Source organism: Devosia lacusdianchii (assembly GCF_022429625.1).
GTDB classification, from domain to species: domain Bacteria; phylum Pseudomonadota; class Alphaproteobacteria; order Rhizobiales; family Devosiaceae; genus Devosia; species Devosia lacusdianchii.
Window position 1 is genome coordinate 4,194,349 of the sequence record NZ_CP092483.1, and the last position, 12,634, is coordinate 4,206,982.

Consider the following 12,634-nt stretch of genomic DNA (forward strand, 5'->3'; position numbering starts at 1 on the left):
AAAACCGCTCAACGGCGCTGCCTTTCCTGGAATGACTCTAATCTATAAGGACTTATAGAGAAAGACGATTGGGCTTGCCAGCCTTGCCCATGGTTCAATACGAGAAGGGGTCATGACGACAAGGCAAGTGTTCCCCCCGCTGGTGCTGCGCGCGCAAGGCCTCACCTGCGGTCGCGGCGGCATGGCGCTGGCAGACAGTCTCGATTTTTCGGTCGGCGCGGGGCACTGCCTGCTGCTGCGTGGCCCCAATGGATCAGGCAAAACCACGCTGCTGCTGACCCTGGCCGGCATTATCGCGCCCATGGAGGGACGGTTTGACCTCGAGGGCGCCGACGATGAGGCTCGGAACCTGCATTATTGCGGCCATCGCAACGCCATCAAGCCCCGCCTGAGCGTGATCGAAAACCTGGCCTTCTGGGCGGCGCTCAACGGCCCGACGGGCATACCGCCGGCCGCGGCGCTGGACGAAATAGGGCTCGGCGGGCTGGAAACGCTCGATGCCGGCTATCTTTCGGCCGGACAGTCGCGGCGTCTGGCGCTGGCGCGCCTGCTGGTCAGCCATCGACCGGTGTGGTTGCTCGACGAACCAACAGCGGCGCTTGACGTCGAAGGGCACGAACTGGTGACGCGACTGATCGACCGGCACCTCGACATGGGCGGGCTGGCGATCGCGGCAACGCACGACCCCATCACCCTGCCCGATGCCGGGCGGATGGAAACTCTGGCCCTGGGTGCGCGCCTATGACCAGCTTCAGGGCCATGATCCAGCGCGAACTGCGGCTATCGCTGCGCGGCGGCGGCGATGTGCTGACGCTGGTGCTGTTCTTCGTCATAACAGGCGCCATTGTACCCTTCGCCGTGGGGCCCGACCGGGTGCTGCTGGCCCGGATCGCGCCCGGCATCGTGTGGGTCGCGGCCTTTCTCGCCATGCTGTTGGGCATCGAGCGACTGTTCCGCGCCGATCACGAGGATGGCTCGCTGGTTCTGCTGCGCCAGGCCGAATTGCCGCTCAGCGCCGTCATTGCCGCAAAATTGATCGCGCACTGGCTGGTCTCGGCCCTGCCATTGATCGTCGCCAGCCCCCTGCTTGCGGTGCTGCTGGCCATGGAGCCTGACGCCTTCTGGCGGACGCTGATTTCACTGCTCGTCGGCACTCCGGCCCTGGCCGCTTTCGCGGCGATCGGCGCGGCGGTAACCGTGGCGATCCGGCGCGGCGGGCTGATTGCGCCCATTCTCATCGCACCTTTATCCATTCCTGTGCTGATCTTCGGCGTCGGCTCCATCACCAATACGCAGTCCGGTGCCGCCATGCTGTTTCTTGCGGCATTGAGCCTCATGGCGGTGGCGCTGGCTCCCTTTGCCGCCGCCCTTGCGATAAGTTCGGCCGAAGACTAGAGCCATGAGCCCATGAGCATAGACACCACACCCAAGCAAAGCTGGTGGAACCGCATCGCCCATCCCGGGCAGTTCGTCGCCTGGACGACGCCACTGCTGTGGCCGTTGACGATCGTGACGGCTTTGCTGTTCGTCGTCGGGCTGTATTTTGCCTTCTTCAATTCGCCCGAGGACTACCAGATGGGCGATACCGTGCGCATCATGTATGTCCACGTACCCAATGCCTGGCTCAGCCAGTTCGTCTATGGCGTCATGGCGGTTTCGGCCCTTGGTACGCTGGTCTGGCGCCACCCCATGGCCGACGTGTCGATGAAGGCCGCTGCGCCCTTGGGTGCGCTTTTCACCACCCTTGCTCTGTTCACCGGCTCGCTTTGGGGCCGCCCGACCTGGGGCACGTTCTGGGAATGGGACGGGCGCATGACCTCCACCCTGGTGTTGCTGTTCATCTATCTCGGCATCATCGCGCTATGGCGCGCTTTCGACGATCAGTTGCGCGCCGCGCGCGTCATTGCCGTCTTCACGCTGGTCGGCGCGGTCAACATCCCCATCATCAAATTCTCGGTCGACTGGTGGAGCACCCTGCACCAACCGGCCAGTGTCTTCCGTGCCGACGGTCCGCGCATGCCCGGCTCGATCCTGACGCCGCTTTTTGTCATGTTCTTCGCGTTTACATTCCTGTTCCTGGTTTTGCATCTCAAGGCCATGCATACCGAGGTCAAGCGCCGGCGCGTCGCGACACTGCAGCGCAAGGCCGCACAGGGAGCCGGAGCATGATCGAGCTGGGACCCCATGCCGTTTTCATCATCTCGGCCTATCTGGGTGTCGCCATCGCGGTTGGCGGCCTGATTACCTGGACGCTTTATGACGGGCGCCGTACGGCGCGCAAACTGGCCGAACTCGAAGCGCGCAACCCGCGCGGGCGGCCGGCCAATTGATGCGCTACGCCCTTTTCGGCCTGCCGCTGATCGCGCTGGTGGCGCTGGTGGCGGTTTTCGCCTTCTCCATTGACCGCGATCCTGGCCTCGTGCGCTCGGTCTTGATCGATAAGCCCGTCCCGACCTTCGCCATGCCCGCAGTCCCCGAACTGGGTGTGCCCGGCTTCGATACCGCCGCGCTGATGGGCGAGGTAACAGTGGTCAACGTCTTTGCCAGCTGGTGCATCCCCTGCCGCGACGAGCATCCACTGCTGGTGGCGCTCAAGGAGGTCAGCGGCGTCAGGCTGTTCGGCATCAACCAGAGTGACGCGCCGGAAAACGCCCGCGCGTTTCTCGCCGAGCTGGGCAATCCCTATGATGCTGTCGGCGCCGATCGTGACCGCCGCGTCTCAATCGACTGGGGCGTCTATGGCGTGCCGGAAACCTTCGTGGTCGATGCCAAGGGCATCATCACCTTCAAGCATGTCGGCCCCCTGACACCAAGGGACATCGAGACCGAGCTGCTGCCGGCAATCGAGATGGCCCGCGGCTAAGATGTGATCGGCCAGCGGCCTTAACGCGCTGATTTACCATATTCATTCAGATTATGTTCAGGCTGCGATTGGCAGTATCGCCCGCAGTCCAAGTGCCGGAAGTATTTTGTATGTTGCGTACCCTGATAAATTTCGCCCACGATGAAGCCGGCGTGACCCCTGTCGAATACGGCTTGATCGCAGCGATTATCATGGTGGCGACGACGGTCGCAGTGTCGGCCGCAGGCTTCAGTCTCACAGACATTGTTGGCGGTGGTGATCGCTGACCCGCTATTGGCGTATTCAATAAGCCCACCGCCGTTCGCTCGAGCTTGACCCAAGGGCCCTCGCTCAGAAGTCGCTGGTCAGGCCCTTGATTTCCCAATCGCCATAGCGCCCGGGCTCCAATCCGCCGCGACCGCCTTTCTCCTTGGGGGCAAAGGCTCCCTTCGCATCGATCGCCCGGCGGCGCGCCTCGGCTTCGGCCAGCGCGCGCTTGGCGGCGTCGCTTAGGGGCGGCCGTGGCGTTTCCTCTGGGATATCTTCGTCGCTCATTGTCTGGTCCAGGTTACGATTTGGTCATGCCGCTTGCATGGAACCTCTGGGTGCACAACATAATTAGTCGAGAACTCGAACCCAAGGTCTCCCCGTGTTCAATGCGTTTCGCACCACTGTCCTGCTTGCAGCGCTGACCGCGCTGTTCATGGCTGTCGGCTATTTCATCGGCGGCACATCCGGCATGATGATCGCCTTCGTCTTTGCACTGGTGACCAATCTCTTCGGCTACTGGAATTCCGACAAGCTGGTACTGCGCATGCAGAATGCCGTGCCGGTCGAACGCTCCCGCGTGCCCGAGCTTTACGACATGGTCGACATCCTGTCGCGCAAGGCCGGCATACCCACGCCCAAGGTCTATGTCATCCAGTCCGAGCAGCCCAACGCATTCGCCACCGGCCGTAACCCGCAAAACGCCGCCGTCGCCGTGTCTGCCGGCCTGCTCAAGCATCTCGAAACCCGTGAAGTCGCGGCCGTGGTCGCGCATGAACTGGCCCATATCCGCAGCCGCGACACGCTGACCATGACCATTACCGCCACCTTTGCCGGCGCCATTTCGGCCCTGGCGCAGTTCGGCCTGTTCTTTGGTGGCGGCAATAATCGCGACAATCCGCTGGGCGGTGTCGGCGCGCTGCTGATGGTTTTCCTCGCGCCGGTCGCGGCCATGCTGGTGCAAATGGCGGTGAGCCGCACCCGCGAATACGAAGCCGACCGCGACGGCGCCGAGATTTCCGGCGACCCGCTGGCGCTCGCTTCGGCGCTGCAGAAGATCGCGACCCTGGCCGGCCGGCAGGTCAATATCGCGGCCGAGCGCAACCCGGCCATGGCCCATATGTACATCATCAACCCCCTATCCGGGCAGCGGATGGACAACCTCTTTTCCACCCATCCCGATACCGGCAACCGCATCGAAGCTTTGCGCAAGCTTGCAGCCGAGATGCAGGTGGACGATAAGGGCCGCAGGCCTCAGCCTCGCCCAGCCCCGACCAGTACCGGTCGCGACATCGGCGGTGGCTGGCGCGTGCCGACCGTCGGACGGACCGACGAGGACGGCGGACAACGCGGTCCCTGGGGATAGAATAAAAGCGTGGCGCATAACAAACCTGATCCGGCGGGGCTCAAGCTTCGCCTCGTTGCTGCACAGCGGCTGAAATCCGTACTGGCGGGCGATAACTTCTCGCCCCTGACCGCCAGCGACCTGGCCGATGGGCGGGATCGCGCCCTGGCCAATCGGCTGATCACCACTGCCTTGCGCCGTCAGGGCCAGCTCAATTTCATTATCCACGCTTTGCTCGACAAGGGCATGCCCGGCAAGTCCGGCACGTTCGAAGCCGTGCTGCGGCTGTCGCTGGCGCAACTGGTATTTTTGCCCGATCTTGGCGCCCACAGCGCCCTGTTCCTCGCCGTCGAAGCCACCAAGCGCGACCCCAAGGCCCGCCATCTCAGCGGCCTGATGAATGCGGTGCTGCGCAATGCGCAGGCCAATTCGGCCAAGTTCAGCATGCTGAGCGATGACCTGCTGATTCCCGACACCTTTGGCGACACCTGGCTCGAAGCCTATGGCGAGGACGCCATCGATGCTTTCTCCGACGCCCTGCTATCAGGCGCGCCACTCGACCTGACGCTTAAGGATGATGATCAGGACCTGATCGATTCTCTGGGCGCCGAGCGGGTCATTGCCGACACCGTGCGCATCGACCAGCGCGACCGGCCCGTGGAAGCCCTGCCCGGCTATGCCGAGGGCCGCTGGTGGGTGCAGGACGCCGCATCAGCCATTCCGGCGCGACTGCTGGGTCTGCCGGCTGGCGCCCGCGTGCTCGACCTCTGCGCCGCCCCCGGTGGCAAGACCGCGCAACTGATCAAGGCCGGCCATCTGGTGACGGCGCTCGACAGCGACGCCAAGCGCATGGAGCGGCTCAAGGAAAACCTCGCACGCCTCGACTACACCGCCGAGATCATCGTCGGCGATGCCGGTACGTTCGCGCCCAATTCGCCCTATCAGGGCGTGCTGCTCGATGCGCCCTGCTCGGCTACCGGCACCTTCCGCCGCCACCCCGAAGTGATCTGGCACCGCTCGGTCAACGATGTCGCCGGACGTGTGCGTCTGCAGCGGGCCCTGCTCACCAATGCCTTCCGTTGCCTTGATACGGGCGGAGTCCTGATCTATTGCGTCTGTTCGCTCGAGCCCGCCGAGGGCGAGGATCAGGTCGCTTGGGCCCTTGATTCGTTGCCGGGTCTGGAGCTCTGGCCGGTGGACAAGGACGAGCTTGCGGGCCTTGAGTCGGCCGTTTCGGCGACCGGCCTGGTACGCACCCATCCGGGCCTGGCGCCGGGCGGACGCGATGGGGGCATGGACGGATTTTTTGTGGCGCGGTTCCGTCGCCGCTAAGAGCAATGTCGATTGGGCGCCATGGGGAAGGGTGCCAAACGAGGAATTGGGTCGTTGACGGGCAGAGATGAAACCACGCCGGCTTTGGCCGCATGGCGAGCGGAAGCGGCCCGATGGTGACGCGTCCCGGCCACGCGCTGCGCCGCCTTGCCTATGGTTTTGCCGATACCATGGTGACACTGCCCATCCTGCGCTGGACCTGGCGCGGGCTGGCCGACGACGCCTTTGCCGGTGAATTGCCCGAGTTCCGCCCGGCCGACCGCGAAGCCGTGCGCGACATGATGGCTGGCCGCTACTTGCTGGCCAGCAAACTGGTCGAAACCGGCGGCACCTCGCCGTTCGGCCTCGATGTCTACCATCTTGATTGGTGGCTCAACCTCCACAGCTTCTCCTGGCTGCGCCATTTCCGCGACGTGCGCGACAATGGCGAGCGCCGCTTTGCTCGTACCCTGGTGCTTGACTGGATCGGCCGCGAGGGCCAATTCGAACGCGATACCTGGGCCCCAGCGGTCACCGCCCAGCGCGTGCTCAACTGGCTGCGCCATTTGCCCTTGCTGCTCGATAGCGCCACACCCGAGCAGGCCAAGACCATCCAGCGTGTGCTCGGCGCCCAAATCCAGAGCCTCAAGGTGCGCGGACCATTGTCCAGCGATCCCAGCGAAGCCCTGTTCGCCGCCATTGCCCTGCTCGGCGCCGAATATTGCGAACAAGGCGACCAGACCGACATTCCAGCGCGGGTGGAGAAGCTCAACGCCTTGCTGGCCCAGCAATTGGATGCCGATGGCCTCCATCGCTCGCGCAGCCCCAAAATGCAGTTGCAACTGCTCGTCGAACTCGTCAGCGTCCGTCGCGTTGCCGGCTCGATCAAATCCGAGGCCGCCAACGAGCTGGGCGCCCAGATCGACCGTATGCATGAAAGCCTCGACGCCCTCACGCTTTCCAGCGGCGAACCGGTCTATTTCAATGGCGCCGGGCACCTGCCCCATGACGTCTTGATCGCCATCCAGTCCAACGGACCCAGCCGCCGCCGGCGCTCCATGCTCCTGGGCGGCTATGGCATCCTGCGTGACGGCGATGCGGTGGTGGTCGCCGATTCCGGCCTGCTGCCGCCTGCCGGTCTCGATGGCGACAGCCATGCCAGCGCGCTGGCCTTCGAATTCTCCCATGGCAGCGAACTGATCCTGGGCTCCTGTGGCCCCGCGCCCTCCGACCTGCCTGAGAGCAAGGCGCTGTTTCGCCAGGGTGTGGCCCATTCGGCCCCGACCATCGACGCGGAAAATGCGCCCGGTGTCACCAGCCCGATCATGACGCTCGACACCGCCGATCACCTGCTCAGCCTCACCACGTCAGGCTATGCCAAGCGCTTCGGCGTCGATATCGAGCGGCGGATCACCCTGCTGTCGGGCGGCACGACCCTGGTCGGGCAGGACCGCCTGATCGGCCATGGGACCCCGTCCGGCCACCTTTCGGTGCGCTTCCACCTGGCGCCTGGCGTGATGGTGCGGCGCAATCGCGGCGAGGGCATCGTGCGGCTGGTCCTGCCCAATGGCGCGGTCTGGAGCTTCCTCTGGGAAGGCGCCGAGTTCCACGAGGAGGAAAGCGTCCGCCAATCGGCCTATGTCGGTCTGCACAAGACGCGGCAACTGGTGCTGGAAACCGAGGTCGCAGCCAATGCCGAGATCGCCTGGATCTTTACGCTCGAACAGAACTAGCGCAGCGCTCCTCCATCTGCCCCTCCACAGGCGCTAGCAGGTTCCGTGCTCTAAACTGTGATACCCAGTTGGCCCCCCGCTCACTTCGTGCTAGCGAGCGCGCAAACCACATCACAGGGCGACACATCCTCATGGGCAAGACGGTCAAGGTCGGGCGGGCGCTGCTTTCGGTATTCGACAAGTCTGGCATGGCCGACTTCGCCAGGGGGCTCAGCGCGGCCGGTGTCGAGCTGGTTTCGACGGGCGGTACGCACAAGCTGATCAGGGATGCCGGTCTCCCGGTCCGCGAGATTTCCGACCTCACCGGCTTCCCCGAAATGATGGATGGCCGCGTCAAGACGCTGCATCCCAAGGTGCATGGCGGACTTCTTTCGGTACGGGACAACCCATCCCACGCCGCCTCCATGGACGAACATCAGATCGGCGCCATCGACCTGGTCGCAGTCAACCTCTACCCGTTCGAGAAGACCGTCGCATCGGGCGCCAGCTATGACGACATCATCGAGAATATCGACATTGGCGGCCCGGCCATGGTGCGGTCGGCGGCCAAGAACCACGCCTATGTCACCGTGGTCGTCGACCCCGCCGACTATCCCGCCATCCTCGACGCCATCAGCACCACTGGCGGCGTGCCATTCGAGCTGCGCCAGAGGCTGGCCGCCAAGGCCTATGCCCGCACCGCCGCCTATGACAGCGCTATCTCCACGTGGTTCGCCAAGGCGATCGACTACCCCGAAATTCCCTATCGCAGCTTTGCCGGCACCCTGCGCGAGGTTATGCGCTATGGCGAAAACCCCCATCAATGGGCCGGCTTCTATGCAAATGGCGAAAGCCGCGCCGGCGTCGCCACTGCGCAGCAGGTGCAGGGTAAGACGCTGAGCTACAACAATATCAACGACACTGACGCCGCCTTCGAGCTGGTCTCCGAGTTCGACCCGGCGCAGGTCGCCGCCGTTGCCATCATCAAGCACGCCAATCCCTGCGGCGTTGCCGTGGCCGACAACCTGCTGACGGCCTACCAGAACGCCCTGCGCACCGACCCCGTCTCGGCCTTTGGCGGCATCGTTGCCACCAATCGCGAGATCGACGCCACCACCGCCACCGAGATCGTCAAGGTCTTCACCGAGGTGATCGTGGCGCCGTCGGCAACCCAGGAAGCCCAGGACATCATTGCGGCCAAGAAGAACCTGCGCCTGTTGCTGACCGGCGGCATTGCTGACCCCAAGGCCGATGGCCTCGTGGTCAAGTCAGTGGCGGGTGGCCTGCTGGTCCAGTCGCGCGATAACAGAAATGTCGACGACTGCGATCTCAAGGTGGTGACCAAGAAGGCCCCATCGGACAAGGAAATGGCCGACCTGCGCCTCGCCGCCAAGGTAGCCAAGCACGTCAAATCCAACGCCATCGTCTACGTCAAGGACGGCGCCACGGTCGGCATTGGTGCGGGCCAGATGAGCCGGGTGGATTCCGCGCTGACCGGTCATCGCAAGTCGATCGACGCGGCAAAGGCGGCGGGCATCGAGGGTGCCCTGGCCCAGGGGTCGGTTGTTGCCTCCGACGCCTTTTTCCCCTTTGCCGATGGCCTTGAGGCTCTGGTCGCGGCCGGCGCCACCGCCGTCATCCAGCCGGGCGGCTCGATGCGCGACGACGAAGTTATCGCCGCCGCCGACGCCGCCGGCATCGCCATGGTAATGACCGGCATGCGCCATTTCCGGCACTAGCTTCGCCGCTTACAAAAAGTTGATAAGGGCCCGGATCGGAAGGTTAATATCTTTTTGACCGGTCAATGACAGATTGGATGGGTTGCGGGCAGTCTCTGCAGCCTCGGGACGGCTCAATGCGAGTTTCCATTTCCTCCGACCTGTCGACCCTGCTCCGGAAAGGCGCATGGCGCGCTGTCGGCTCGCTCGGCATCAAGGTGGCGACAGCCGGTCTGACCTACCTGACCTTCGTTGTGCTGGCTCGAACCATGACGCAGGTCGAGTACGGCCATTTTGCCTTTGGTCTGGCTTTGGCGACCGTGCTTGCTGTCGGTTTGCCTGCGGCCTGCGACTCGGACCAGAAGCGCAGGATCGCATTGGGTTGACCGAAGGCTGCGGCGCAGGAGGCCACGCAGGCCGTACGATCGGGAACCACGCTAATCGCGCTTGCTGCAGTGGCCATCTCTATTGTCCTCTGCGTCGGCGTCTTCGCGGTGACAGGCACCGTGACCCTGTCCGATACGACAACCCATTTCTATGGTGCCGCGTTTCTTATTTTGCCGATGGCACTGGCCGAATACAATTCGTCGGCCCTGCGAGCCCAGGGCTCGCTGTGGACGGCGCTGCTGCCGCGCGACATCCTGTGGCGGCTGGCCATGCCGGCCGCTACCGTTGCGCTGTTCGCTGCTGGCGTCATCCTGAGTGGCGCGGATGCGCTGGCCCTCTACTCCGCACTGCTGGTCGGCTCGCTGGTCCTGCAGTATTGGGTGGCGCACCAGCAGGGTTATGAACTGCGGGCCGGCTGGGGCGGCACGGCCCAATACTTGCGCGAGCGGGGCAGCATCGGCGCGTGGCTGTTGCTGGGCGCCCTGATCGAATCGGCTGCCCTGAACGCCGATGTGGTCTTGGTCGGTCTGATGGCCGGCCTTGAGAGCTCGGCCCTTTACTTCAACGCCATGCGCACCGCCGGACTGATGACGCTGATCAGCTACGCTATCGTGCTGGTGATGGCGCCGGTCATTACCCGGCATTACTATGCGGGCGACCGTTTCCAGACCCAACTGGTGACCGCTGCCGGCGCATGGGCCGGCTTCGCCTTCGCTGTCTGCACCTTCGGACTTTTTGTCCTGTTTGGGGAGCCCATCCTCTCCCTGTTTGGCCCCGTCTACGGCGATGCCCATCTGGTCCTGGTGCTGCTGTCAGCCGGTCTGCTGGTGGACGCCGCGACCGGCCCTACCCTCACCCTGATGACCACCACTGGCCAGGAACGCGTCTTCGCCTACTCGCTGGGCGCCGTGACCCTGGTAAGCCTTGTGATACAGGCGCTCGTCCTGCCGACCTATGGCCTGGTGGGCGTCGCCGCGGTGAACATGATCGCCCGGCTCGTGTCACAGGTCTTCATGGCCTTCTGGTGCATCGCAAAGGTGGGGGTGGATCCCACCATATTCGGTGTCCTGCGCCTACGCGGCATGGGCCGGCAGCTCCAGAGCTCGCAATAGCCGCCCACTACAACCGTACCGCCGAGTACGGTTGTGCTTGACCCCTCCCCCTTCCGGGCTTAGAACCACTCCAAACTTCCCTGCTGGAACATCGTCATGACCAAGGCCCGCACGCTCTACGACAAGATCTGGGACGACCATCTGGTCCAGAACAACGAAGACGGTACGAGCCTGCTCTATATCGACAGGCACCTGGTCCACGAAGTTACGAGCCCCCAGGCTTTCGAAGGCCTGCGCATGAACAACCGCAAGGTGCGCCACCCCGAACGCACGCTGGCCGTGGTTGACCATAACGTGCCCACCACCGACCGTTCACTGCCCAATCCTGATCCGGAAAGCGCGATCCAGATCGCGGCTCTCGCCGAGAACACCAAGGATTTCGGCATCGAATATTTCGACCCCTTCGACAAGCGCCAGGGCATCGTCCACATCGTCGGCCCCGAGCAGGGCTTTACCCTGCCCGGCATGACCATTGTCTGTGGCGATAGCCACACCTCCACCCATGGCGCCTTTGGCGCGCTGGCGCATGGTATCGGCACCTCGGAAGTGGAACACGTTCTCGCGACCCAGACACTGATCCAGCAAAAGGCCAAGAACATGCTGGTGCGGGTCGATGGCAAGCTGCCGCCCCATGTCACCGCCAAGGACATCATCCTCGCCATTATCGGCGAGATCGGCACCGCCGGCGGCAATGGCCACGTCATCGAATTTGCCGGCGAAGCCATCCGCTCGCTCAGCATGGAAGGCCGCATGACGGTCTGCAACATGACCATCGAGGGCGGCGCCCGCGCCGGCCTGATCGCCCCCGACGAGACGACGTTCAACTACGTCAACGGCCGCAACCGTGCCCCCAAGGGCAAGGCCTGGGACATGGCGCTCGATTACTGGAAGACACTCTATTCCGACGAAGGCGCCCATTTCGACAAGGTCGTTGTGCTCGACGCCGCCAAGCTGCCGCCGATCGTCTCCTGGGGCTCCTCGCCCGAGGACGTCATCACCGTCACCGGCGCTGTCCCCAATCCAGACGATATCGCCGACGAAAACAAGCGCGCCTCCAAGTGGCGGGCGCTGGACTATATGGGCCTCAAGCCCGGCACCCCGATCACCGAGATCGGCATCGACCGCGTCTTCATCGGCTCATGCACCAATGGCCGCATCGAAGACCTCCGCGCTGCTGCCGCGGTGATCGGCGGTCGCAAAGTCGCTTCCACGGTCAGCGCCATGGTCGTGCCCGGCTCGGGCCTGGTCAAGGATCAGGCCGAGGCTGAAGGCCTGCACACCATCTTCCTCGATGCCGGCTTCGAATGGCGCGAACCGGGCTGTTCCATGTGCCTGGCCATGAACCCCGACAAGCTCAAGCCGCAAGAGCGCTGCGCTTCGACCAGCAATCGCAATTTCGAGGGTCGTCAGGGCTTCAAGGGTCGCACCCACCTCGTGTCGCCTGCCATGGCCGCTGCCGCCGCCATTGCCGGCCATTTCGTCGATATCCGCGAGTGGCAGTAAGCCATTCCGACTGGGGGGCGCGGTTCGCGCCCACCCTCGACGACCTCGAGGCTCTGGCCAGTCAGGCTCTCAAGGAGCTGCCCGAACCGTTCCGCTCGCTGGCATCGGACGTCACCTGTTCCGTTGCCGAATTCGCCGAAGACGACGTCCTCGAAGGCTTCGGCATGGAGAGCCCGTTCGAGCTCATGGGCCTGTTCTCCGGCGTCGGTATGACCGAGGACGGCGCTGTGCCGCAGACCGGTCAACTGCCCAATACTGTCTTTCTTTATCGCCGAGCCATTCTCGACTACTGGGCCGAGAATGACGACAACACGCTGGGCGAAGTCGTGACCCACGTGCTGATCCACGAACTGGGCCACCATTTCGGCTTTTCCGACGAAGACATGGACGCCATCGAAGCTGCTGCAGACGAGCAGTAAACCCCAGTTGATACTCAA

The 12,634-nt window shown here is 64.0% G+C and carries 15 protein-coding genes; 14 read left to right on the forward strand and 1 reads right to left on the reverse strand.

The window, feature by feature from the left end:
• The first annotated feature begins 112 nt into the window (after positions 1–112).
• From ccmA to MF606_RS20730, 6 genes are all read left to right on the forward strand, one after another.
• Positions 113–745: a heme ABC exporter ATP-binding protein CcmA gene (gene ccmA, locus MF606_RS20705; protein ID WP_240231213.1), complete on the forward strand. Its 633-nt coding sequence runs from the start codon at positions 113–115 to the stop codon at positions 743–745.
• A complete protein-coding gene (gene ccmB / locus MF606_RS20710; RefSeq protein WP_240231214.1) occupies positions 742–1,395 on the forward strand; it encodes a heme exporter protein CcmB in 654 nt (217 codons plus the stop codon). Before ccmA ends, ccmB begins: the two co-directional genes overlap by 4 nt.
• 12 nt (positions 1,396–1,407) lie before the next feature.
• A complete protein-coding gene (locus tag MF606_RS20715; RefSeq protein WP_240231215.1) occupies positions 1,408–2,169 on the forward strand; it encodes a heme ABC transporter permease in 762 nt (253 codons plus the stop codon).
• Entirely contained in the window at positions 2,166–2,330 is a 165-nt protein-coding gene (gene ccmD / locus MF606_RS20720) for a heme exporter protein CcmD (protein WP_240231216.1), read from the forward strand. The genes MF606_RS20715 and ccmD overlap by 4 nt, the downstream gene beginning before the upstream one ends.
• The gene (locus tag MF606_RS20725) at positions 2,330–2,863 is read left to right on the forward strand and encodes a DsbE family thiol:disulfide interchange protein (RefSeq protein ID WP_240231217.1); all 534 of its coding nucleotides are present in this window, start codon (positions 2,330–2,332) and stop codon (positions 2,861–2,863) included. The genes ccmD and MF606_RS20725 overlap by 1 nt, the downstream gene beginning before the upstream one ends.
• A gap of 110 nt (positions 2,864–2,973) precedes the next feature.
• Complete coding sequence (locus MF606_RS20730; RefSeq protein ID WP_240231218.1) at positions 2,974–3,129, forward strand: Flp family type IVb pilin; 156 nt, start codon at positions 2,974–2,976, stop codon at positions 3,127–3,129.
• A 64-nt stretch (positions 3,130–3,193) separates the two neighbouring features.
• On the opposite strand, the gene MF606_RS20735 is transcribed toward MF606_RS20730, so the two are convergent.
• A complete protein-coding gene (locus MF606_RS20735; protein WP_240231219.1) occupies positions 3,194–3,397 on the reverse strand; it encodes a DUF1674 domain-containing protein in 204 nt (67 codons plus the stop codon).
• A gap of 94 nt (positions 3,398–3,491) precedes the next feature.
• On the opposite strand from MF606_RS20735, the gene htpX reads away from it, so the two are divergent.
• The 8 genes from htpX (at position 3,492) to MF606_RS20775 (ending at position 12,616) form a co-directional block, all read left to right on the forward strand.
• A complete protein-coding gene (gene htpX, locus MF606_RS20740; RefSeq protein WP_275693104.1) occupies positions 3,492–4,475 on the forward strand; it encodes a zinc metalloprotease HtpX in 984 nt (327 codons plus the stop codon).
• Positions 4,476–4,484: 9 nt separating this feature from the next.
• Complete coding sequence (locus MF606_RS20745; RefSeq protein WP_240231220.1) at positions 4,485–5,786, forward strand: RsmB/NOP family class I SAM-dependent RNA methyltransferase; 1,302 nt, start codon at positions 4,485–4,487, stop codon at positions 5,784–5,786.
• A 113-nt stretch (positions 5,787–5,899) separates the two neighbouring features.
• Positions 5,900–7,498, forward strand: coding sequence for a heparinase II/III family protein (locus tag MF606_RS20750; protein WP_240231221.1), 1,599 nt, complete (start codon positions 5,900–5,902; stop codon positions 7,496–7,498).
• A 131-nt stretch (positions 7,499–7,629) separates the two neighbouring features.
• The gene (gene purH, locus MF606_RS20755) at positions 7,630–9,216 is read left to right on the forward strand and encodes a bifunctional phosphoribosylaminoimidazolecarboxamide formyltransferase/IMP cyclohydrolase (RefSeq protein ID WP_240231222.1); all 1,587 of its coding nucleotides are present in this window, start codon (positions 7,630–7,632) and stop codon (positions 9,214–9,216) included.
• Between the two features lie 116 nt (positions 9,217–9,332).
• Positions 9,333–9,581, forward strand: coding sequence for a hypothetical protein (locus tag MF606_RS20760; protein WP_240231223.1), 249 nt, complete (start codon positions 9,333–9,335; stop codon positions 9,579–9,581).
• 69 nt (positions 9,582–9,650) lie between these two features.
• Entirely contained in the window at positions 9,651–10,694 is a 1,044-nt protein-coding gene (locus MF606_RS20765; protein WP_240231224.1) for an oligosaccharide flippase family protein, read from the forward strand.
• Positions 10,695–10,790: 96 nt separating this feature from the next.
• A complete protein-coding gene (leuC, locus tag MF606_RS20770) occupies positions 10,791–12,197 on the forward strand; it encodes a 3-isopropylmalate dehydratase large subunit (protein WP_240231225.1) in 1,407 nt (468 codons plus the stop codon).
• A complete protein-coding gene (locus MF606_RS20775; protein WP_240231226.1) occupies positions 12,188–12,616 on the forward strand; it encodes a metallopeptidase family protein in 429 nt (142 codons plus the stop codon). The genes leuC and MF606_RS20775 overlap by 10 nt, the downstream gene beginning before the upstream one ends.
• The last annotated feature ends 18 nt before the right edge of the window (positions 12,617–12,634 follow it).